Source organism: Microbacterium sp. STF-2 (genome assembly GCF_034650155.1).
Classification (GTDB): domain Bacteria; phylum Actinomycetota; class Actinomycetes; order Actinomycetales; family Microbacteriaceae; genus Microbacterium; species Microbacterium maritypicum_A.
In genome coordinates this window covers 886,984-908,873 of the sequence record NZ_JARKMW010000001.1, presented here as the reverse complement: position 1 = coordinate 908,873, position 21,890 = coordinate 886,984, and the positions used below count along the sequence as shown (strand labels likewise).

Sequence of the window (21,890 nt, the reverse complement as noted above, 5' to 3'; positions counted from 1 at the left end):
TCGTTGTGACCAATCTACTTGATCTGGTCACAACGAGGGCACCCGGTCACGAAGTGGTTTCAGGACTCGCGGCCTTCTGCGCCGCTCGCAGTTCGGCCGTGGCGATCTGCACGTCGACCTCCGCGCGCTGCAGTCTTCGCTGCGGAAACGTGGTCGCCGCGAACTTCGCGTGCACGCGATCGGACTTCTCCTCTTCGGCCGTCACGATGTAGGCGCAGGCGAAAAGCATCACCTGTGCGGAGAAGTTCAGCCAGATCAGCAGCGCGAGCAGCGAGGCGAACGAGGCCAGCAGCGGATTGCTCGTGGCGCCACCCACGAAGAGGCCAGACAGCTCCTGCAGTGCCAGGAGTCCCAGCGCGCCCAGCAGCGCACCGGACCAGAGCGATCGAGGCGACGGGCGGACTCCGGACAGCAGGCGGAACACACCGATGATGATCACCGCGTCCAGGGCGAAGACGACCACGAGCGACACCAGGCGCACCGTCCAGGCCGCGACGGGTGAGTCCTCGGGAAGGCCGAGCATTCCGGCGATCCATGTGACGCCGAGCTGGCCGGCGAAGGTGAGGAAGGCCGAGGCGACGAACGCGACACCGATGCCGAGCGCGAGCGCGAGGTTGCGCAGGATCACCCAGATCCAGAGGATGTCGTCCTGCACGGTCCCGGCGAGCACGCGCACGGCCGTGCGCAGTGAGCCGATGGCGCCGAGCGCGGACCCCACGAGGGCGACGAGGGAGATGATCCCGGCGATCGACAGCGAGGCGGGCGCACGCAGATCCTCGGTCTTGATCACGCCATCCTCGCCGATGAGCCCCGGTACCGCCGCCTGCACGGAGTCGATGATCGCCTGCCAGGCCACGGGATTCCCGGCGAGCCACAGCGCCGCGATGGAGAAGCCCAGCAGCACGCCGGCGAACACGCTGAAGAGCGCCCGGTACGTGACGCTGTCGGCGAGCATCGGTCCGCGACGCTCGGTGTAGAGCAACGCGGCGCGCACCGGTCGGCGCGCGAGAGCCCAGGCGATCACCGGCCCGGTGATGCGCGCGATGAGTCCCGGCCCTGCGGGGGAGTCTGATCTCGTTTCGCTGTTCGTCACGCCCCCACACTATGAGGCGACGCCGGTCGCCCGCAGGGGCTTGACGCCGCGCGTCACCCTGACCAAGGGCGACCGGGCGGTGCCCTAGAATCGGGTCAGCCTCGATGTGCGTGCCCCGCCCGAGATCCTTCCCACGATTGGTGATCAGTGCTTCTCCCTGCCGATTCGCTCGCTCCGGAATGGCTCGCCGTCCCCGAAGACGCGAACGACCTCGCCGACGGCGTCTGGCCCGCCTCCGCGGTACGCGATCCCGACGGCGTTCTCGACATCGCGGGCGTCAGCGCCACCACGCTCGCCCGCACCTACGGCACCCCGCTGCTGGTGCTCGACGAAGACGAGGTGCGGGGGCGTGCACGGCGGTTCCGGCTCGCCTTCGACCAGGCGGCGGCCGAGAACGGCACCACGGCTCAGGTCTATTACGCGGGCAAGGCATTCCTCTGCACCACGGTCGCGCGGTGGGTGGTCGACGAGGGACTTCGCGTCGACGTGTGCACCGGGGGAGAGCTGGCGGTGGCTCTCGCGGCCGGTGTCGTGCCGGCATCCATCGGCTTCCACGGCAACAACAAGTCGGTCGCCGAGCTGGAGAGAGCCGTCGAGGTCGGCGTCGGCACGATCATCGTCGACAGCGCCGTCGAGATCGAGCGCCTCGCGGCGATCACCGCTCGCACCGGAGCCACGCAGCGCGTGCTGGTGCGCGTGATCAGCGGGGTCCATGCCGAGACCCATGATTTCCTCGCGACCGCTCACGAGGACCAGAAGTTCGGCTTCCCGCTCCCGGATGCGGAGAAGGCCGTCGCGCGCATCCGTGAGATCCCCGGCCTGGTCTTCGCCGGTCTGCACTGCCACATCGGATCGCAGATCTTCGGCGTCGCCGGGTTCCGCGAATCGGCGTCCCGCGTGCTCGACCTGCATGCGGCGCTGCTCGAGGGCGGCCCCGTGCCGCAGCTCAACCTCGGCGGCGGCTTCGGCATCGCCTACACGCGCGTCGACGACCCGACGCCCATCGAGGAACTCGCAGGCGCGATCATCACCGCCGTCGCCGAGGACTGCGCCGCTCGGGGCATCCCCGTCCCCGCGCTCTCGTTCGAGCCGGGCCGAGCCATCGTCGGCACGGCGGGCGTCACGATATACGAGGTCGGCACGACCAAGGACGTCACGATCGATTCCGGAGCCGTGCGCCGCTACATCAGCGTCGACGGCGGCATGAGCGACAACGCGCGTCCCGCTCTGTACGGGGCCCAGTACTCCGCACGGCTCGCCTCCCGCGTGGGCGGGGGCGAGCCCCGTCTCAGCCGTGTGGTCGGCAAGCACTGCGAGTCCGGCGACATCGTCGTCGACCACGAGTACCTGCCCGAAGACCTCGTGCCGGGCGATCTGCTCGCGGTTCCGGCGACCGGCGCGTACTGCGTCTCGCTCGCGAGCAACTACAACCATGTGCCGCGTCCGCCGGTCGTCGCCGTGCGCGATGGACGTTCTACGGTCATCGTCCGCGGCGAGACCATCGACGACGTGCTGGCCCGCGACGCGGGCATCGACGGGGCGAGCGCCCCCGAGGGAGACCAATGACCCACCTCCGAAGGAGTAACCATGACTGACTACCGACGACTTCGCGTGGCGCTGCTGGGTGCCGGCGCGGTCGGCTCTCAGGTGGCGGCACTCCTGCTGCGACACGGCGACGAGCTCGCCGACCGTGCCGGCGCCGAACTGGAGCTCGCCGGCATCGCCGTGCGCGACGTCGACGCTCCCCGTGACGTAGACCTGCCCAAGGAGCTCTTCACCACCGACGCCGAGTCGCTGATCCTGGGTGCCGACATCGTGATCGAGCTCATCGGCGGAATCGAGCCGGCCCGCACGAGCATCCTGCAGGCGATCGGATCCGGAGCCGACGTCGTGACAGCCAACAAGGCGCTGCTGGCGACGCACGGGCCCGAACTCTTCGAGGCGGCCGACCGCGTGGGCGCCTCCGTGTACTACGAGGCCGCGGCCGCGGGAGCGATCCCGATCATCCGTCCGCTGCGCGACTCGCTCGCCGGCGACCGTGTGGTGCGCATCATGGGCATCGTGAACGGCACCACGAACTACATCCTCGACCGGATGGACACCGAGGGCGCCGACTTCGCCGACGTGCTCGCCGATGCGCAGCGCCTGGGCTACGCAGAGGCCGATCCCACGGCCGACGTCGAGGGGTACGATGCCGCGCAGAAGGCCGCCATCCTCGCGAGTCTCGCGTTCCACACCGCGGTCCCGCTCGACGCCGTCTACCGCGAGGGCATCACCTCGATCACGGCCTCCATGATCGAAGAGGCTCGCGCCGCCGGCTTCGTGATCAAGCTGCTCGCCGTCTGCGAGCGCATCGAGGCGAACGGCGCCGAGTCCATCTCGGTGCGGGTCTACCCGGCCCTGGTGCCCACCTCGCATCCGCTCGCCTCCGTGCACGGCGCGAACAACGCGGTGTTCGTCGAGGCCGAGGCCGCCGGCTCGCTGATGTTCTACGGTGCAGGTGCCGGCGGTGTGCAGACCGCGTCCGCGGTGCTCGGCGACGTCGTCTCGGCCGCCCGTCGCCACATCGCCGGCGGGGTCGGGGTGGGGGAGTCCACTCGCGCCAACCTTCCCGTCGTGCCGATCGGCCACGTCACCACCCGTTACCAGATCACGCTCGAGGTCGCGGATGCGCCCGGCGTGCTGGCCACCGTCGCGAGCATCCTCAGCGACGGCGACGTCTCGGTGGCGACGGTCGTGCAGACCGTCGAGGGGGAGGACGAACCGACCGCCCGTCTGATCATCGGCACGCATCGCGCGACCGAGCAGGCACTCAGCGCCACTGTCGACGCTCTCGCCGACAGCGAGGTCGTGGCCCGCGTGGTCTCGGTGCTCCGGGTGGAAGGCGAGTGACGATGGCGGCAGCCCTCGCGCCGGCCGCAGGCGACGCGGTGCCGGGGCGCACCGTCGAGGTGCGGGTTCCCGCGACGAGCGCCAACCTCGGCCCCGGCTTCGACACGCTGGGCCTGGCGCTCAGCATCTACGACACCCTCGAGGTGACGGCCCTGCCTCCGGGGCAGTTGGAGATCGAGGTGACGGGATCCGGCGCGACCGAGATCCCCCGCGACGAGTCGAACCTGATCGTCCGCACCATCGCGTACGTCTTCGCCGACGCTGGCCGCCCGGTACCCGGGCTGCGGATCGTCGCCGAGAACGGCGTGCCGCACGGTCGCGGCCTCGGGTCCTCCGGAGCCGCCGTCGCCGCGGGAGTCCTCGCCGCGAAGGGGCTGCTCGCGGGCGACGTCGAGATCGGCGACACCGACCTCCTGCGCCTCGCGACCGAGCTGGAGGGCCACCCCGACAACGTGGCTCCGGCGCTGTTCGGCGGGCTGACGATCGCGTGGATGTCCGAGCGCGGACCACAACACAAGAAGCTGCTCGTGCATCGCGGCGTGTCGCCTCTCGTGCTCGTCCCCGCGTACACGATGTCGACGTCGCAGGCGCGATCGCTGCAGCCCCCGCAGGTGTCCACCGCCGATGCCGTGTTCAACGTCTCGCGCTCGGCGTTGCTGATCGCCGCTCTGATGCAGAGCCCCGAACTCCTCCTGGACGCGACCGCCGACCGCCTGCACCAGGACTACCGGGCCGGAGCCATGCCCGAGACGCAGCGTCTCGTGCAGGCACTGCGGGCCGCAGGCTTCGCGGCCGTCGTCTCCGGAGCCGGCCCGAGCGTCCTCGTGCTTGCCGACGGTCCCGGCAGCCGCCAGGATGCGGTCGAGCTGGCCGATCGAGTCACCGACACCCCGTGGGAGGCGCTCCTGCTCGCAGTCGACGTCCGTGGTGGTACAGTGGGGACTCGAGCGGAGGGCTCCACGTAACTGCGTGAATCTGGCCCCATTGCATCTCTTGCAAGACCCGCACGCAAACCCCGTGGCAGAGCTCATTCCAGAGCCGCCTGCCGAGGCTGGCTGGCGCCGAGCGTCAGCCCGTGCGATCGCGCGCAGCACCCGTTGTGTGCGTTCAACGCTCATTCCCCATGACATATAAGGGAGTACTCGTGGAGAACCTCTCCGAGACCCAGAACGATCAGTCGGCGCCCACCGCCGAGGCACCCGCGGCATCCGCGGAGTCGACGACCGAGTCCGCGCCTGCCCGCAAGCGCGCGCCGCGTCGTGCGAGCACCGCGACGGCTGCGGCCAAGGCCGAGAAGGCCGAGGCGGCGAAGGCCGAGAAGGCGGCGAAGACGGATGCCGCGCCGGAAGCGGCTGCAGCCGATTCCGCATCCGCCGGCGCAGATGCCGCCGAAGCCGCGCCGAAGGCGAAGCGCCCGAGCCGCAGCCGTGCGAAGAAGGCGGATGCCGAGGCTCCTGCCGCGGATACCGCTGCCGCCGAAGCGCCTGCTGCCGATGCCGCAGCTACTGCCACGGCCGAGGCTCCGGCCGAGCCCGCACCCAAGACGACCGGGCGCGGACGCCGCGGAGCACAGAAGCCCCCTGCCGACGCCGAGGCGCCCGCTGCCGAGCCGACGGCGGAAACCGGTTCCGACGCCGCGCCTGCGGAGAACTCGCAGAACGGCGACTCGGACTCGTCCGACGGTGGCGAGGAGCAGGGTGGCCGCGGTCGCAACCGCAACCGCAGCCGCAACCGCGGACGTGGGCAGAACGGCGGGGCGCAGGAGCAGCAGGCACAGCCCGCTGCCGATGACGACCAGGCCGGTGGCAACAACCGCAACCGTCAGCGCAACAAGCGCCGCAGCGGTGTGCCGACCGACGAGTTCGACACCGAGATCGGCGAGGACGATGTCCTGATCCCGATCGCCGGCATCCTCGACGTGCTCGACAACTACGCGTTCGTCCGTACGACCGGATACCTCGCCGGTCCGAGCGACGTGTACGTGTCGCTCGGTCAGGTGAAGAAGTACAACCTGCGCAAGGGCGACGCGGTCGTCGGTTCGATCAAGCAGCCGCGTGAGGGCGAGCAGCAGGGGCGCCAGAAGTACAACGCCCTCGTCAAGGTCGACTCGATCAACGGCCTCTCGATCGACGACGCGGCCACCCGCGTGGAGTTCGGCAAGCTCACCCCGCTGTACCCGCAGGAGCGCCTGCGCATGGAGACGGCTCCGGAGAAGCTGACCCAGCGCATCATCGACCTGGTCGCCCCGGTCGGCAAGGGCCAGCGTGGCCTGATCGTCGCGCCGCCCAAGGCAGGAAAGACCATCGTCCTACAGCAGATCGCGAACGCGATCGCGCAGAACAACCCTGAGGTCCACCTCATGGTCGTGCTCGTCGACGAGCGCCCCGAAGAGGTCACCGACATGGAGCGCTCGGTCAAGGGCGAGGTCATCGCCTCGACGTTCGACCGTCCGGCCGAAGACCACACGACCGTCGCCGAACTCGCGATCGAACGCGCGAAGCGCCTGGTCGAGCTCGGCCGCGACGTCGTGGTGCTGCTCGACTCGATCACCCGCCTCGGCCGGGCCTACAACCTGGCGGCCCCGGCATCGGGTCGTGTGCTCAGCGGTGGTGTCGACGCGTCGGCGCTGTACCCGCCCAAGCGCTTCTTCGGCGCTGCGCGCAACATCGAGAACGGCGGATCCCTCACGATCCTCGCCACGGCGCTGGTCGAGACCGGCTCCAAGATGGACGAGGTCATCTTCGAGGAGTTCAAGGGCACCGGCAACAGCGAGCTGCGTCTGTCCCGCCAGCTGGCCGACAAGCGCATCTTCCCGGCGGTCGACGTGAACGCGTCGAGCACTCGTCGCGAGGAGATGCTGCTCTCGGCCGACGAGGTCAAGATCACCTGGAAGCTGCGTCGCGCCCTCGCCGGCCTCGACCAGCAGCAGGCCCTCGAGGTCGTGCTCGGCAAGCTCAAGGAGACCAACTCGAACGTCGAGTTCCTCGTGCAGATGCAGAAGTCGATCCCGACGCTCCCCTCGGGTGCGCACGGGCACGACAACAACATCCGCTGAGCGGCTGAGCCGTGTTCGAGTCCGTCCAGACTCTGATCGATGAGCATCGCCGGGTGCAGGAGGAGCTCTCCGACCCGGCGGTGCACGCCGACGCCGCCCGGGCCAAGCGCGTCAATCGCCGCTACGCCGAGCTGTCGCGCATCGTCGCCGCGTACGAGGCCTGGGTCGCTGCCACCGACGATCTGGAGACCGCTCGCGAGTTCGCCCGCGAGGACGAGTCCATCGCCGCGGAGATCCCGGCGATGGAGGAGGAGCTTCAGCTCTCGCAGGAGCGCCTCCGACGTCTGCTGATCCCGCGCGACCCGGACGACGCCCGTGACGTGATCATGGAGATCAAGGCGGGGGAGGGCGGCGCGGAATCCGCGCTGTTCGCTGCCGACCTGCTGCGCATGTACATCCAGTACGCGGCCTCCAAGGGCTGGAAGACGGAGCTGCTCGAGCGCAACGAATCCGACCTCGGCGGCTACAAGGACGTCCAGGTCGCGATCAAGGGCTCGTCCTCCGATCCCGCACAGGGCGTCTGGGCGCACCTGAAGTACGAGGGCGGAGTTCATCGGGTGCAGCGTGTGCCGGCGACCGAATCGCAGGGGCGCATCCACACCTCCACCACCGGTGTCCTCGTGTTCCCCGAGGTCGATGAGCCGGAGGAGATCCACATCGACCAGAACGACCTGAAGATCGACGTCTTCCGGTCGTCCGGCCCCGGCGGCCAGTCCGTGAACACGACGGACTCCGCCGTGCGCATCACGCACGTGCCGACCGGCATCGTCGTCTCGATGCAGAACGAGAAGTCCCAGCTGCAGAACCGCGAGGCCGGCATGCGTGTGCTGCGCGCCCGCCTGCTCGCGCGACAGCAGGAGGAACTCGACGCCGCGGCTTCCGACGCCCGCCGATCGCAGATCCGGGGCATGGACCGCTCGGAGCGCATCCGCACCTACAACTTCCCCGAGAACCGCATCGCGGATCATCGCACCGGGTTCAAGGCGTACAACCTCGATCAGGTGATGGACGGCGCACTCGATCCGCTGATCGAGAGCGCCATCACCGCCGATGAGGAAGCCCGGCTCGCCGCGGTCGGCTCCGAGTCCTGAGCGAGGGGCACGCGCCCCGAGTCAGGTCCGTGCGATGTACCGATGCTCGGGACGTCCTGTCGTGCCGTAGTTGAGTCGAACCTCGACGACGGTCCTGGCGGCCAGCGCCGCCAGATGCCGTTGTGCGGTCGCGCGGGAGATCCCGACGCGTTCGCCGATCTCGGCGGCTGAGGCTTCGCCGTCGCCGAGTGCCGCGAGCACGAGCTGCTCCGTCGCCGAGCGCGAGATCGACACCGGCCCACCTGCACCGTGCAGGATCGCCGCGGCGCGATCGATGTCTTCCTGGCGCAGCGCACGATCACCGCTGAGGAGGTTCCGATAGCGGATGTAGCGGTCGAGGAGGCTCGACAGCGCTCGTCGCTCGAACGGCTTGACGAGGTAGCCCACGGCCCCCGACCGGAGCGCCCTGCGCACGGTGGACGCGTCGTCGGCCGCGGAGATGAGGATGGCGTCGACCCCGGACTCCCGTACGAGCGCGATGCCGTCGCCGTCAGGGAGGAAGACGTCGGCGACGAGGAGGTCAGGGCGCGACGAGCGGATGCTGTCGCGTGCCTCTGCGAGGGAGCGGACGGTCTCGGTGACGGTGCAGCCGGGGTGCTCCTCGACGATGCCCTGATGCAGCTGGGCCACTCGGAAGTCGTCGTCGAGGATGAGCACGCGCAGAGGCTCGGTCATGTGTTCTCCTTCTCATCGTGGCGGGCTCTGTCGATGGCTCCGCCGATGCGCGCGGCGAACACCGCGCCGCTGTCGGGCCCGCCCGGATCGATCACCCAGAGGTCTCCACCGCTCCGACGGGCGATCTCCGTCGAGAGGGGCAGCCCGATCCCGTGCCCGTGCACGTCTCCGGCGGCAACCTGCTCCCGCGACGGCGGCGCCCACGGGTCGCTGCCCCCGAGGCCGGACCCCGAATCGGAGACGGTGAACACGAGGGCGTCGCCGTCGTCCAGCACGGCGACCTCGACCCAGCGTGGTCTCCGCTCGCCTGCGACGGCGGCGGCAACGGCGTTGTCGATGAGGTTGCCGAGCACGGCGGCGACGTCTTCCGCCTCGCGGACGGTCCCGAGCAGCTGGGTGTCGTCCGCGATCCGAAGGGCCACCCCGCGCTCCCCGGCCTCGACGCCCTTGGCGCCGAGGAACGAGTGCAGGAAGGGATCGCCGAGGAGGTCCAATCCGACGACGGGGAACACCACCGGCCCCCGCTCCACGAGTTCGCCGAGGAACGTGCGCGCCTCTCGCACCCGATCGGCGTCGATGAGCCCGGCCGCCACATGCATGCGGTTGGCGAACTCGTGCCGCTGTACGCGCAACGCCGCCGTCATCGTCCTGACGGTCTCCAGCCGCTCGGTCAGGGCGACCAGATCCGTGCGATCACGCACGATCAGCACGTCGCCGAGCGCGTGGCCGTCGCGCACCACGGGGCGAGAGTCGAGGTAGAGCATCCGGTCGCCGACGATGGCACGGGAACGGGTGCGTGCGCCTGTCGCCGCCTCGAGGACGGCTGTGGCCAGGCCGAGTTCCTCGATGGGCCTTCCGATGGGATCGTGGAGCCCCAGCAGGCGATCGGCGGCGGCATTGCTCACGCGCACCACTCCTCGGGGGTCGACGGCGATGACGCCGTCGTCCACGCCGTCCAGCACCGCCGTCTGGTTCTGGACGAGTGCCACGAGTTCTTCCGGCTGGACTCCGAAGGTCAGACGCTCCCAGCGCCGGCGGAGCAGCAGGAATGCGAGGCCGGCCAGGGCGAGCGCACCCGCCGCTGTGACTCCGATCACCGTCAGCAGGGGAGGGAGATCATCGAATACCCCGGCACGCTCGAAACCCACGCTGACCTCGCCCACCGGCGTACCGGCGTCGTTGCGGACGGGGACTTTCGCCCGTGCGGATTCGCCGAGTGTGCCCGTCTGCCAGTCGACCACCTCCGCGCCGGCGAGCACCTCCTCGTAGGGAGTGCTGACCTCTTCGCCTATGCGGGAGGGAGTGGGGTGCGCGAGTCGGATGCCGTTGTCATCGGTGAGCACGACGAACAGCGCGCCGGTGCGGCTCGTCACGTCGGAGGCGATGCGCTGCAGGTCGCCGTCGCGCAGCTCCGCCGCGTCGGGAGTGCCGTCCGAGAGCGAGATGCGCGTGACCTCTGCACGTACCTGCGGGTCCTCGGCGAGGGTGCGGGCGATGCCCAACGCGGTCGACTCGGCCTCTGCGCGCAACTGCTGCACGGTGAGCAGCAGATACACGCCCGTACAGAGGGCGACGACGAGGGTCACCGTGGCGAGCTGGAGCAGCAGGGCGCGCGTGGCGAACCGCGGTCTGGTCGACATCGTCCTCGGCACCGTGCTTCTCCTCCGCTCCTGCCGCGCAATATGCGCAGAACCCACGCTACGCGCACAACGTCGGGGAATGCGGGATACCGCACCCGGACGTGGTCGATTGCCTAGTCTCGACAGGATCCGTCGCCGATGACGGAGCCACGACGAAGGAGTCAACGCATGCCAGACGCACTCACCGGCCTGTTCGCGGCCGCCGAAGAGGCGCCGACCTACGACGTGGCGTTCGTGCCGCCCGAGTGGGTGCTGGTGCTCCTCGGATTCACCATGGTGCTCGCGTTCATGACGCTCATCATGACCAAGCGCCTCACACCCATGGTGGCCCTGATCCTCGTACCGACCGCGTTCGGGCTCTTCGCGGGAGCGGGCCTCGGCCTCGGCGACATGATCCTCGACGCGATCGGCGCGATGGCCCCGACCGCGGCGCTGCTCATGTTCGCGATCATGTTCTTCGGCATCATGATCGACGTGGGGCTCTTCGATCCGCTCATCCGGCTGATCACCCGCCTGCTCGGAGACGATCCCGCCAAGGTGGTGCTCGGCACCGCGATCCTCGCCGGTGCGGTGTCCCTCGACGGCGACGGCTCGACGACCTTCATCATCACGACCTCGGCGATGCTGCCGATATACCTCCGACTGGGGATGAGCCCGGTCGTGCTGACGTGCGTCGCCGGACTCATGAACGGCACCCTGAACATCGTGCCGTGGGGAGGGCCCACGGTCCGGGCGGCGACCGCTCTGGGACTGCAGCCGACCGACATCTTCGTCCCGATGCTTCCCGCGCTGGGCGCCGGGATCGTCGTGACGCTCGGCTTCGCGTGGATCCTGGGTCTGCAGGAACGCCGTCGACTCGGACGGCTGGACTCCGAGGGGCTGCTGGTCGGGGCCGACGGGGGATCGCTCTCGACGGTGCCGAAGATCTTCCGCGGAGCCGAGCCGAAGCCGGGTGCACGTGCGTCGCTGCGCACCGGGAACCTGGTGGTCATCGCCGGTGGACACGCCCCTGTCTCGGCCGCGAACGTCGATCCCGCCGATACGGCCATGGCCGACACGATGCTGGATCCTGCACGCCCCACCCTCCGGCCGAAGCTCATCTGGTTCAACCTGGTGCTCACCGTCGCGGTGATGGTGCTGCTGGTGCTCGACATCCTGCCGCTGCCGTACGTGTTCATGGTGGGTGCCGGGCTGGCCCTCGTCATCAACTTCCGCGGCATCAAGGAACAGGCGTCGGAGATCGTGGCGCACGCTCCGAGCATCGTGGGGGTCGTCTCCATGGTCATCGCGGCCGGGGTCCTGGTCGGCGTGCTCACCGGCACCGGGATGGTCGATGCGATGGCCACCTGGATCACGAACGTGCTGCCGCCGGCCCTCGGACCGTTCCTGGCGCCGATCACCGGCGTCCTCTCGATCCCGTTCACGTTCTTCATGTCGAACGATGCGTTCTACTTCGGCATCCTCCCGGTGCTCGCACAGAGCGCGGCGAACTTCGGCATCGATCCTGTCGAGATGGCGAGGGCGTCCATCACGGGGCAGCCCGTGCACCTGCAGAGCCCGCTCGTGCCGGCGATCCTGCTGCTCGTGTCGCTCGCGAGCGTGAACCTCGGTGATCACCACCGCAAGGTGCTGTGGCGTGCGACGATCGTCTCGCTGGTCATGCTCGGTGTCGGCATCCTGACCGGCGCCGTCCCGTTCTTCGTGGCGCAGTGACGACCCGCCGACGGGGAGCGCGGATGCCGTGTTCCCCGTCGGCCGGCGTGCGGAGCGCTATGCTCGGCGCGTGATCACATTCCTCTTCCGCGGCCTGCTCTACGTGGTGTCGGCCGGTCTCGGCCTGATCGCCGCCGACCTCCTGCTCGACGGCTTCGAGATCGAATGGGACAAGTGGTGGGGCTTCGTCATCTGCATCCTGATCTTCGCGATCCTGCAGAGCGTGCTCGCGCCGTGGGTCGCCAAGGTCGCCAATCGCTACGCGCCGGTGCTGATGGGAGGCATCGGGATCTTCTCGACGCTGATCTCCCTCATCGTCGTCGTCCTGCTCCCCATCGGCGGGCTGCGCATCACGGACCTCACCGGCTGGCTGCTCGGTTCGGTCATCGTGTGGCTGATCACCGCGGTGGGCAGCGTGGTGCTCCCTCTCATCTTCCTGCGCAAGAAGGTCGAGTCCGTGAAGTCCGCACGCCGCTGACGGGCCCACACGGCACCGGGTTCAGATCGCGTAGTGGTCGGGAGCGGTGAGGAGCGCCCTGGTGTCTTCTCCGAGCGTGCGGTGGCGCGGCTTCGCCGGCACCCCGACGAGCACGCTGTCAGCCGGGGCATCGCGTGTGACGACGGCATTCGCCCCGACCACGGATCCCGCGCCGATCGTGACGGGCCCCAGGATCTTGGCACCGGCGCCCACGGCGACGCCGTCTCCGAGCGTGGGGTGACGCTTGCCCGATGTCCGCGTACGTCCGCCGAGGGTGACGCCGTGGTAGAGCATCACGTCATCGCCCACCACAGCGGTCTCCCCGATCACGACGCCCATTCCGTGATCGATGAGGAACCGCCGGCCGATCCTCGCACCGGGGTGTATCTCGATCCCCGTGAGCCAGCGCGAGACCTGCGAACCGGCGCGCGCGAGCAGGCGCAGCCGTCGCCGCCAGAGCGCGTGCGAGACGCGGTGCGCCCAGATGGCATGCAGGCCGGGATACAGCAGAGCGACTTCGACGGCGCTGCGCGCGGCTGGATCGCGGAGGCGCGCTGCCGCGATGTCCTCGCGCATCCGCCCGAAAATGCCCATCGACAGCCTCAGTCTTCGCGCAGGTCCTCGAACAGCGCGGTGGAGAGATAGCGCTCACCGGTGTCCGGGATCACGACGACGATCGTCTTGCCGGCGTTCTCCGGACGGGCGGCGACCTTGAGCGCCGCGGCGACGGCAGCACCCGACGACATGCCGACGAGGAGACCCTCCTTGGCCGCGAGCTCACGCGCGACGCGGATGGACTCGTCGAACTCCGCCATGAGTATCTCGTCGAGCACGTCGCGGTCGAGCACGTCGGGGACGAAGTTCGGGCCGATCCCCTGGATCTTGTGGGGGCCGGGGCGTCCCTCGGTCAGCACGGGGGAGTCCTTGGGCTCGACGGCGATCACCTGGACGCCGGGCTTGGCGGCCTTGAGCGCCTGGCCCGTTCCGGTGACGGTCCCACCGGTACCGACGCCCGCGACGAGGATGTCGACGGCGCCGTCGGTGTCGCGCAGGATCTCCTGCGCCGTGGTCTCGCGGTGGATCTGGGGGTTCGCGGCGTTCTCGAACTGCCGGATCCAGATCGCGCCCGGGGTCTCGGCGACGATGCGCTTGGTCTCCTCGATCGCACCGCTCATGCCCTTGGTGGGATCGGTGAGCACGATCTCCGCGCCGAACGCCTTGAGCAGGACCCGGCGCTCCTTCGACATGGACGCAGGCATCGTGAGGATCACCCGGTAGCCCCGCGCGGCACCCACCATCGCGAGGGCGATGCCGGTGTTGCCGCTGGTCGACTCGACGATCGTGCCGCCCGGCTGCAGCTCGCCCGATGCCTCGGCGGCGTTGATCATGGCGATGCCGATCCGATCCTTCACGCTCGACGCGGGGTTGTAGTACTCGAGCTTGGCGAGGACGGTGGCGCCCAGTCCCTCGGTCACCCTGTTCAGCCGGACGAGCGGGGTGTTGCCGAAAGCGGTCGTGATGTCGGAGTGGATACCGGGCATGGTGAGCCTTCCTGTGCGGGGGTCGCTGCCGCACCAGCCTAGGGGAGCGTCCCTATGGGCGAGGCTTTGTGACGTCAGCGCGCGCTCTACGCTGGAAGACATGTCCGACACCTCCCTCGCCGCCGTCGTCCGCACGGCTGCCCAGCGTCTCGCCGACGTCGGGGTCCCTGACCCGCTGGTCGACGCCGAGCTCCTCGCCGGTCACGTGCTCGGCCGTCGGCGCGGCGAGGTGCAGGCGGCGATCGTTCGCGGAGACGACGTCGACGACGAGACGGCAGCGGCTCTCGACGTCCTCATCACCCGTCGGGCTGCCCGTGAGCCGCTGCAGCACATCACCGGTACCGCGCCGTTCCGCCACCTCGAGCTCGCCGTCGGTCCCGGCGTCTTCGTGCCGCGTCCGGAGACCGAGACCGTCGTCCAGTACGCCATCGACGCCCTGCTGAACTCGGCTGAGCCCGCCCCGATCGGGATCGATCTCGGAACCGGGAGTGGCGCGATCGCCCTCGCGATGGCCACCGAGGTGCCGCACGCCCGCATCTTCGCGGCCGAGCTCTCCGCGGATGCCCACGCCTGGGCGCGTCGAAACGTCGCAGGGATCGACAACCTGACACTCGTCCTGTCCGACCTGGGCGAGGCGTTCCCGGAACTCGAGGGCACGGCGTCCGTGGTCATCTCGAATCCGCCGTACGTGCCCGACGCCGCGATCCCGCGCGATCCGGAGGTGCGACTCTTCGATCCGGCGATGGCGCTGTACGGGGGAGAGGACGGGCTCGACATCGTGCGCGTGCTCAGCTCGCGGGCGCTGCGATTGCTTCGTCCCGGGGGCCCGCTGGTCATCGAGCACGGCGAACTGCAGGGCGAATCGATCAGGGAGATCCTCACCCTCGACGGCTGGCGCGCGGCGGCGACACATCGCGACCTGACACTGCGCGATCGCACCACCACCGCACTCCGACCCTGATCAGCAACCTCGGAGCGTGCTCACCGGCCGCGCCGCATAGAATCGAACCGTCATGTCAACCATCTTCGACTGCAGCGACGAGTCGCAGCTCCTCGCCGGAATGCGTCATGCGCGCCAGGCGATCGGCCGTGGCGACCTCATCGTCATCCCCACAGACACGGTGTACGGCGTCGGCGCCGATGCCTTCTCGCCGGCCGCCGTCCAGCGGCTCCTCGACGCGAAGGGGCGGGGCCGCGACCAGCCGCCGCCCGTGCTGATCGGCACGAAGGAGACACTCGCCGCCCTCGCCGAATCGGTCCCCGAACCGGTGGAGCGGCTGGTCGAGGCGTTCTGGCCCGGTGGCCTCACGATCGTGCTGCCCGCGCAGCCGTCGCTGGTCTGGGACCTCGGTGAGACGCTCGGCACCGTCGCCGTCCGCATGCCGGAGGGGCGGGTCGCACTCGAACTGCTCGCGGAGACCGGTCCACTGGCCGTCTCCAGCGCGAACCTCACGGGGGAGGCCGCCGCCATCTCCGCGTACGACGCCGAGAAGATGCTGGGTGACAGCGTCGCGGTCTACCTGGCGGACGGACTGAGCAAGAACGGCATCGCGTCGACCATCGTCGATGCGACCTCGTTGGTCCGCCGCGGTGCGGACTCCGAGACGGGAGGCGTGCGCATCCTCCGCGACGGCGCCGTGACACGGGAGCAGCTGCAGGAGGTGCTCGGAGATCTCCTCGAGCCCGAGGACGATGCCGAGCACGAGCATCGCCACCAGCATGCACCGGACCAGGACGGGGATTCGTGAAGCAGTATCTCTTCACGATCATCCTCACCGCCGCGATCACGTTCGTACTGACCTGGGCGGTGTGGAAGCTGAGCCTCCGGTTCAAGCTGTACCCCGCCATCCGCGACCGTGACGTGCACACCACGCCCAAGCCCCGTCTGGGCGGCGTCGCGATCTTCCTCGCCATCGCCGCGGCGTTCGGGTTCTCCGCGATCAATCCCTTCTTCCAGAGCATCTGGATCCCCCCGCAGACCATGTGGTCGATCCTCGGCGCCTCGCTGCTGATCGCGATCATCGGGGTCGTCGACGACCTGTGGGACATCGACTGGATGATCAAGCTGGGCGCGCAGTTCCTGGCGGCGGGCGTCATCACCGTCGGTGGCGGCCTGCAGATCCTCTCGTTGCCGTTCGGTGACCTCATCGTGGTATCGAGCTGGCTGAGCATCACCATCACGATGTTCGCGATCGTCATCGTGATGAACGCGGTGAACTTCATCGACGGGCTCGACGGGCTCGTCGCGGGCGTGTGCCTGATCTCGAACGGTGTGTTCTTCGCCTATTCCTACATCTTCACGCGCGACTCGGGCGCGTCCAGCTACTTCAACCTCTCGACCTTCATCGCGGCGGTGCTCATCGGCGCCTGCCTCGGCTTCCTGCCGTTGAACTGGAGTCCGGCGAAGATCTTCATGGGCGATTCCGGGGCGCTGGTGATCGGCCTGCTGATGGCCACATCGGCGATCGCGATCACCGGGCAGATGGACCCGTCCGCCCTCGACCCCGAGCGTCTCGGGCGTTCCCAGCTGGTCGGCGCGTTCCTGCCCATCCTGCTGCCACTGCTGGTCGTGCTGCTCCCGCTGCTCGACTTCGGGCTCGCCGTGCTCCGCCGGATGAGCGCCGGTCGCTCGCCGTTCTCGCCCGACCGGAAGCACCTGCATCACCGCATGCTCGATCTCGGTCACCGCGACCGAGACGCCGTGCTCATCTTCTATGCCTGGACGGCCGTCGTCTCGCTCGCCGTCCTCCTGATGTACGTCGGTGCCCGGGAGGACTGGCCCGGCCAGTATCTGCCGGGCGTCGGCTTCGGCATCGTGGGCATCGCCGCCTGCCTCGTCGTCACGCTGAGTCCCACCCGCCGCAGGAAGAGCGCAGCGGGCGCCGAACCCGAACCGACACCCGTGGAGTCCTGATGAGCCCGAGCCCCGTTTCCAGCACGCCGATCCTGCGCCGGACGCTGATCTGGTCGGCGATCGCCACCGCGGTGCTCGCGATCGTGGCGGGCGGAGTCGGTTATCTCGTCGCCCAGGGGGAGGGGCTCGTCAGCGGCCTGCTCGGTGTCGTCCTGGCTGCCGTCTTCCTCGGGATCACCGGACTCAGCATCCTGATCGCCAACCGCTGGTTCGGGGATCCGCTGTACGTGCAGCTGTTCTTCGCGATCGTCCTGGGCGGTTGGCTGCTGAAGCTCGGCCTGTTCGTTGTCGTGATGATCCTCCTCGCCGGCCAGCCGTGGCTGCAGCCGATGGTCTTCTTCCTCTCGATCGTCGCCGGTGTGCTCATGTCGCTCGTCATCGACGTCGTCGTGCTCACCCAGATGCGGCTCCCGAACGTCAGCGACACCACGCTGCCGACCGAGGTACCCGAGGATCGTGCCCCCGGTGCGGCCAATCACGTCGACGGCGGGTCGGTCGAGGGTGGCCAGCGGTCTTAGGGGACCCTCAGATTCTGATAGTGTTGAGACGTGCCCGCCGCTCGCCCGCGAGCGCTTGCGCTGTGAAGCACACCGACCATCGTCGCCCCGGTTCTGACCGGTGCCCCGAAGCTGGAGCCCGCGCTGTTTAATATCGCTGCGACCCTGACCCCCCGACTTGCCACCGACGGCGAGTTCCACGGCCCTTCGATCGATGAGTTCTTTCCGGAGATCCTCTTCCACGTAGGACCCATCCCGGTGAACCGGATCCACCTGATCCAGTTGCTCTCGGTGATCGCCGTGGTCCTCATCCTCTGGCTCGGCACCCGACGCATGAAGGTCGTCCCCGGACGTTTCCAGAGCGTCGTCGAGATGGGCCTCGGCTTCGTCCGTGGCGGCATCGCCCACGACCTGCTCGGTCGCAAGGACGGTGACCGGTTCCTCCCGATCCTGATGACCATCTTCTTCATGACGCTGTTCATGAACATCACCGGCATCATCCCGTTCCTGAACATGCCGGGTACGGCGATCATCGCGGTGCCGCTCACGCTCGCGGTGGTCAGCTACGTCACCTTCATCTACGCCGGCATCAAGAAGAGCCCCAAGAACTTCTTCAAGAACTCGCTCTTCCCCTCCGGTGTGCCGTGGCCCGTGTACTTCATCGTCACGCCCATCGAGCTGATCTCGACCTTCATCATCCGCCCGGTGACCCTCACCCTGCGACTGCTGATGAACCTGGTCGTCGGTCACATGATCCTGGTCCTCTGCTTCGCAGCGACCCAGTTCTTCTTCTTCACCGCGGGTGGCGGCTGGGCCGCTCTCGGTATCGGAACCCTCGCCTTCGGCGGCGCCTTCACTCTCTTCGAGATTCTGGTCGCCGTCCTCCAGGCATACGTCTTCACCGTCCTCACCGCGGTCTACATCCAGCTCGCGGTCGCAGAAGAGCACTGAGCGGGCGGGCAACAGCCCTCCCACCCAACGAAAGGAAAAACCCCGTGGACGCAACTACGGTTCTCGCTGACATCAACGGCAACCTCGCGGTGATCGGCTACGGCCTCGCAGCCATCGGCCCGGCCATCGGTGTGGGCATCGTCGTGGGCAAGACCATCGAGGGCGTCGCTCGTCAGCCCGAGCTGGCCGGCCGTCTCCAGGTCCTCATGTGGATCGGTATCGCCTTCACCGAGGCGCTTGCATTCGTCGGCATCGCCGTCGGATTCATCCCCTTCCCGTAATCCGAACCGACTTCTGAAGGAGACAGGATGCTGAACGCTCTTGTCACGAACCTCGCAGCAGAGGAGGGCGCGGTTAACAACCCGCTCATCCCGGCGTGGTACGACATCATCTGGTCGGGCCTCTGGTTCCTCATCATCCTCATCGTCGTGTGGAAGGTCGCCCTTCCCAAGCTGACGAAGATGCTCGACGAGCGGTCCGCCGCCATCGAGGGCAACATCGCCAAGGCCGACGAGGCGCAGAAGCAGGCGGAGGCGGCACTCGAGGAGTACACGCGTCAGCTCGCCGAGGCGCGTACCGAGGCCGGCGAGATCCGCGAGGCCGCCCGCAAGGATGGCAAGAAGATCGTCGCCGAGGCGAAGGACGCCGCGACCGCCGAGGCCGCACGCATCACCGCCACCGCGCACACGCAGATCGAAGCAGAGCGTCAGACCGCTCTCGTCTCGCTGCGCAGCGAGGTCGGATCGCTCGCTCTCGACCTCGCCGGTGGCGTCGTCGGCGAGACGCTCTCCGACGACGCACGTGCGACGGCTGTCGTCGATCGCTTCCTCGCCGAGCTCGAGGCATCCGAGAAGGCGGCTCAGTAATGGGCAGCGCGACCACTCAGGCACTCGCGGCATCCATCAAGACGCTTGCCGCAGCGAAGGACGTCACTCTCGACACCGCGCGGGAGCTGTTCGCTGCCGCGCATGCCGTGAGCGAGTCGTCCCAGCTGAGCGGCGCGCTTGCTGATCCTTCCGCTCCCGCCGCGGCACGACAGAACGTCGTCGCCGCGGTGTTCGGCGGGTTCTCCGCAGGCGCCCAGGGCGTCTTGAAGACCGCCGTCGCCGAGCGCTGGTCCCACGCGGGTGAGCTCGTCGACGGTATCGAGGAGCTCGCGATCCGCGCCGCAGCGATCGCCGAGCCCGGCACGGACATCGAGGGGGAGCTCTTCGGATTCTCCCGGGTGATCGCGGCGAACCCCGAGCTCGAACTCGCTCTGGGCAGCCGCGTCGGTGGAGAAGACGCCAAGAGTGCACTCGTCGAGCGCCTCCTGGCCGAAGGCTCCACCAGCGCCGCGACGACGCTGATCATCACGTCGCTCGTGCGCGAGCCGCGCGGGCGACGGGTCCGACGGCTGCTGAACCGGGCGATGAGCGTCGTCTCGAGCCAGCGTGGTCGAGTGGTCGCCACGGTGCACACCGCGGCCCCTCTCAGCGACGCGCAGCGCGCCCGTCTCAGCGACTCGCTCTCGCGTCGCTACGACGGCCAGGTATCGCTCAACGTCGTCATCGACCCTGCCGTCGTCGGAGGCCTGCGCGTGCAGATCGCCGATGACGTCATCGACGGCAGCATCTCCGCACGACTCGCCGACCTTCGCCAGAAGCTCGCGGGCTAACACGACTTCGCGCGGGGAACCGCGCACCCAGATACAAAGGGAAGACAATGGCAGAACTATCGATCAGCCCCGACGTCATCCGTGACGCGCTGAAGGACTTCGCCGCAGCATACGAGCCCTCCGGGGCCGGGGCGACCGAGGTCGGCACCGTCATCGACGCCGCAGACGGCATCGCGCACGTCGAGGGACTGCCCGGCGTCATGGCGAACGAGCTCGTCATCTTCGCCGACGGCACCAAGGGTCTCGCACAGAGCCTGAACGAGCACGAGATCGGTGTCGTCGTCCTCGGCGAGTTCACCGGCGTCGAGGCCGGTCAGGAAGTCACCCGCACCGGCGAGGTCCTCTCGGTCCCGGTCGGCGACGGCTACCTCGGCCGCGTGGTCGACCCGCTCGGCAACCCGATCGACGGACTCGGTGCCATCGAGACCGAGAGCGTCCGCGCCCTCGAGCTCCAGGCTCCCGGCGTCATGCAGCGCAAGTCGGTGCACGAGCCGATGCAGACCGGCATCAAGGCCATCGACGCGATGATCCCCGTGGGTCGTGGCCAGCGTCAGCTGATCATCGGCGACCGCCAGACCGGCAAGACGGCCATCGCGATCGACACGATCATCAACCAGAAGGCCAACTGGGAGTCTGGCGACGTCAACAAGCAGGTCCGCTGCATCTACGTCGCCATCGGCCAGAAGGGCTCGACCATCGCTTCGGTGAAGGGCGCGCTGGAAGAGGCCGGCGCTCTGGAGTACACCACGATCGTGGCGGCTCCGGCGTCCGACCCCGCCGGCTTCAAGTACCTGGCTCCCTACACGGGTTCCGCCATCGGTCAGCACTGGATGTACGGCGGCAAGCACGTCCTCATCATCTTCGATGACCTGTCGAAGCAGGCTGAGGCCTACCGTGCCGTCTCCCTCCTCCTGCGCCGCCCGCCGGGCCGTGAGGCCTACCCGGGTGACGTCTTCTACCTGCACTCGCGTCTGCTCGAGCGTTGCGCGAAGCTGTCCGACGAGCTCGGCGCCGGTTCCATGACGGGTCTCCCGATCATCGAGACCAAGGCGAACGACGTCTCGGCCTACATCCCGACCAACGTGATCTCGATCACCGACGGCCAGATCTTCCTCCAGTCCGACCTCTTCAACGCCAACCAGCGTCCTGCGGTCGACGTGGGTATCTCGGTCTCGCGAGTCGGTGGTGACGCTCAGGTCAAGTCGATCAAGAAGGTCTCCGGAACGTTGAAGCTGGAGCTCGCGCAGTACCGCTCCCTCGAGGCGTTCGCGATGTTCGCTTCCGACCTCGACGCGGCTTCGCGTCGTCAGCTCTCCCGTGGTGCGCGTCTGACCGAGCTGCTCAAGCAGCCGCAGTACTCGCCGTACCCCGTCGAGGAGCAGGTCGTCTCGATCTGGGCCGGTACCAACGGCAAGCTCGACACGATCGAGGTCTCCGACGTGCTGCGCTTCGAGCGCGAGCTCCTGGACTACCTGCGTCGCAACACCCAGGTCCTCGAGACCCTCCGCGACACCAACGTCCTCGACGACGCCACGGTCGCCGAGCTCGACAAGCAGACGGATGCCTTCATCCTGGAGTTCCAGGGTGGCAAGGGACACGCCATCGGCGCCCCGGGTCACGAAGAGCACGCTGCGGCCGAGGCGGAAGACGTCAACCAGGAGAAGATCGTCAAGGGTCGTCGCGCGTAACCGCG

General features: G+C 68.7%; 21 protein-coding genes. 16 read left to right on the top strand and 5 right to left on the bottom strand.

Going from position 1 to position 21,890, the window contains the following annotated elements:
• Window positions 1-46 precede the first annotated feature (46 nt).
• Window positions 47-1,093: a YihY/virulence factor BrkB family protein gene (locus MicroSTF_RS04360; RefSeq protein WP_322953835.1), complete on the bottom strand. Its 1,047-nt coding sequence runs from the start codon at window positions 1,091-1,093 to the stop codon at window positions 47-49.
• 147 nt (window positions 1,094-1,240) lie between these two features.
• Here MicroSTF_RS04360 and lysA point away from each other — a divergent pair, with 147 nt between their 5' ends.
• The 5 genes from lysA (at window position 1,241) to prfA (ending at window position 8,131) form a co-directional block, all read left to right on the top strand.
• Window positions 1,241-2,659, top strand: coding sequence for a diaminopimelate decarboxylase (lysA, locus tag MicroSTF_RS04355; RefSeq protein ID WP_029258412.1), 1,419 nt, complete (start codon window positions 1,241-1,243; stop codon window positions 2,657-2,659).
• Between the two features lie 21 nt (window positions 2,660-2,680).
• Window positions 2,681-3,985, top strand: coding sequence for a homoserine dehydrogenase (locus tag MicroSTF_RS04350; RefSeq protein WP_029258411.1), 1,305 nt, complete (start codon window positions 2,681-2,683; stop codon window positions 3,983-3,985).
• Between the two features lie 2 nt (window positions 3,986-3,987).
• Entirely contained in the window at window positions 3,988-4,950 is a 963-nt protein-coding gene (gene thrB, locus MicroSTF_RS04345) for a homoserine kinase (protein WP_029258410.1), read from the top strand.
• Between the two features lie 158 nt (window positions 4,951-5,108).
• The gene (gene rho, locus MicroSTF_RS04340) at window positions 5,109-7,040 is read left to right on the top strand and encodes a transcription termination factor Rho (protein WP_231494419.1); all 1,932 of its coding nucleotides are present in this window, start codon (window positions 5,109-5,111) and stop codon (window positions 7,038-7,040) included.
• An 11-nt stretch (window positions 7,041-7,051) separates the two neighbouring features.
• Window positions 7,052-8,131 carry a peptide chain release factor 1 gene (gene prfA / locus MicroSTF_RS04335; protein WP_021199361.1) on the top strand — a complete coding sequence of 360 codons (1,080 nt, stop codon included), beginning with the start codon at window positions 7,052-7,054 and terminating at the stop codon, window positions 8,129-8,131.
• Window positions 8,132-8,152: 21 nt separating this feature from the next.
• On the opposite strand, the gene MicroSTF_RS04330 is transcribed toward prfA, so the two are convergent.
• Window positions 8,153-8,806: a response regulator gene (locus MicroSTF_RS04330; RefSeq protein WP_322953829.1), complete on the bottom strand. Its 654-nt coding sequence runs from the start codon at window positions 8,804-8,806 to the stop codon at window positions 8,153-8,155.
• Complete coding sequence (locus tag MicroSTF_RS04325) at window positions 8,803-10,446, bottom strand: sensor histidine kinase (protein WP_322953827.1); 1,644 nt, start codon at window positions 10,444-10,446, stop codon at window positions 8,803-8,805. The genes MicroSTF_RS04330 and MicroSTF_RS04325 overlap by 4 nt, the downstream gene beginning before the upstream one ends.
• Window positions 10,447-10,614: 168 nt before the next feature.
• Here MicroSTF_RS04325 and MicroSTF_RS04320 point away from each other — a divergent pair, with 168 nt between their 5' ends.
• Both MicroSTF_RS04320 and MicroSTF_RS04315 read left to right on the top strand, forming a co-directional pair.
• A complete protein-coding gene (locus MicroSTF_RS04320) occupies window positions 10,615-12,159 on the top strand; it encodes a CitMHS family transporter (protein ID WP_322953825.1) in 1,545 nt (514 codons plus the stop codon).
• A gap of 70 nt (window positions 12,160-12,229) precedes the next feature.
• Window positions 12,230-12,637 carry a phage holin family protein gene (locus tag MicroSTF_RS04315; RefSeq protein WP_031207104.1) on the top strand — a complete coding sequence of 136 codons (408 nt, stop codon included), beginning with the start codon at window positions 12,230-12,232 and terminating at the stop codon, window positions 12,635-12,637.
• A gap of 21 nt (window positions 12,638-12,658) precedes the next feature.
• Here the strand turns inward: MicroSTF_RS04315 and epsC are convergent, their stop codons facing one another.
• On the bottom strand, window positions 12,659-13,231 hold the full coding sequence (gene epsC / locus MicroSTF_RS04310) for a serine O-acetyltransferase EpsC (protein ID WP_322953822.1): 573 nt from the start codon (window positions 13,229-13,231) through the stop codon (window positions 12,659-12,661).
• A gap of 8 nt (window positions 13,232-13,239) precedes the next feature.
• Entirely contained in the window at window positions 13,240-14,178 is a 939-nt protein-coding gene (cysK, locus tag MicroSTF_RS04305) for a cysteine synthase A (protein ID WP_021199367.1), read from the bottom strand.
• 100 nt (window positions 14,179-14,278) lie between these two features.
• Between cysK and prmC the strand changes: the two genes are divergently transcribed.
• From prmC to atpA, 9 genes are all read left to right on the top strand, one after another.
• Window positions 14,279-15,139: a peptide chain release factor N(5)-glutamine methyltransferase gene (gene prmC, locus MicroSTF_RS04300; protein WP_322953819.1), complete on the top strand. Its 861-nt coding sequence runs from the start codon at window positions 14,279-14,281 to the stop codon at window positions 15,137-15,139.
• 52 nt (window positions 15,140-15,191) lie between these two features.
• Window positions 15,192-15,926, top strand: coding sequence for an L-threonylcarbamoyladenylate synthase (locus MicroSTF_RS04295; RefSeq protein ID WP_322953817.1), 735 nt, complete (start codon window positions 15,192-15,194; stop codon window positions 15,924-15,926).
• Window positions 15,923-17,092 (top strand): MraY family glycosyltransferase, encoded by a 1,170-nt coding sequence (locus MicroSTF_RS04290; RefSeq protein WP_021199370.1) that lies wholly within the window; start codon window positions 15,923-15,925, stop codon window positions 17,090-17,092. The genes MicroSTF_RS04295 and MicroSTF_RS04290 overlap by 4 nt, the downstream gene beginning before the upstream one ends.
• Complete coding sequence (locus tag MicroSTF_RS04285; RefSeq protein WP_315072955.1) at window positions 17,092-17,610, top strand: hypothetical protein; 519 nt, start codon at window positions 17,092-17,094, stop codon at window positions 17,608-17,610. The genes MicroSTF_RS04290 and MicroSTF_RS04285 overlap by 1 nt, the downstream gene beginning before the upstream one ends.
• Before the next feature lie 132 nt (window positions 17,611-17,742).
• Entirely contained in the window at window positions 17,743-18,540 is a 798-nt protein-coding gene (gene atpB / locus MicroSTF_RS04280; RefSeq protein WP_036271459.1) for a F0F1 ATP synthase subunit A, read from the top strand.
• 44 nt (window positions 18,541-18,584) lie between these two features.
• Window positions 18,585-18,821 carry an ATP synthase F0 subunit C gene (gene atpE, locus MicroSTF_RS04275; RefSeq protein WP_021199373.1) on the top strand — a complete coding sequence of 79 codons (237 nt, stop codon included), beginning with the start codon at window positions 18,585-18,587 and terminating at the stop codon, window positions 18,819-18,821.
• Between the two features lie 27 nt (window positions 18,822-18,848).
• Window positions 18,849-19,406 carry a F0F1 ATP synthase subunit B gene (locus tag MicroSTF_RS04270; protein WP_322953813.1) on the top strand — a complete coding sequence of 186 codons (558 nt, stop codon included), beginning with the start codon at window positions 18,849-18,851 and terminating at the stop codon, window positions 19,404-19,406.
• The gene (locus tag MicroSTF_RS04265) at window positions 19,406-20,197 is read left to right on the top strand and encodes a F0F1 ATP synthase subunit delta (RefSeq protein ID WP_021199375.1); all 792 of its coding nucleotides are present in this window, start codon (window positions 19,406-19,408) and stop codon (window positions 20,195-20,197) included. Before MicroSTF_RS04270 ends, MicroSTF_RS04265 begins: the two co-directional genes overlap by 1 nt.
• Window positions 20,198-20,244: 47 nt before the next feature.
• Window positions 20,245-21,885 carry a F0F1 ATP synthase subunit alpha gene (gene atpA / locus MicroSTF_RS04260; protein ID WP_021199376.1) on the top strand — a complete coding sequence of 547 codons (1,641 nt, stop codon included), beginning with the start codon at window positions 20,245-20,247 and terminating at the stop codon, window positions 21,883-21,885.
• The last annotated feature ends 5 nt before the right edge of the window (window positions 21,886-21,890 follow it).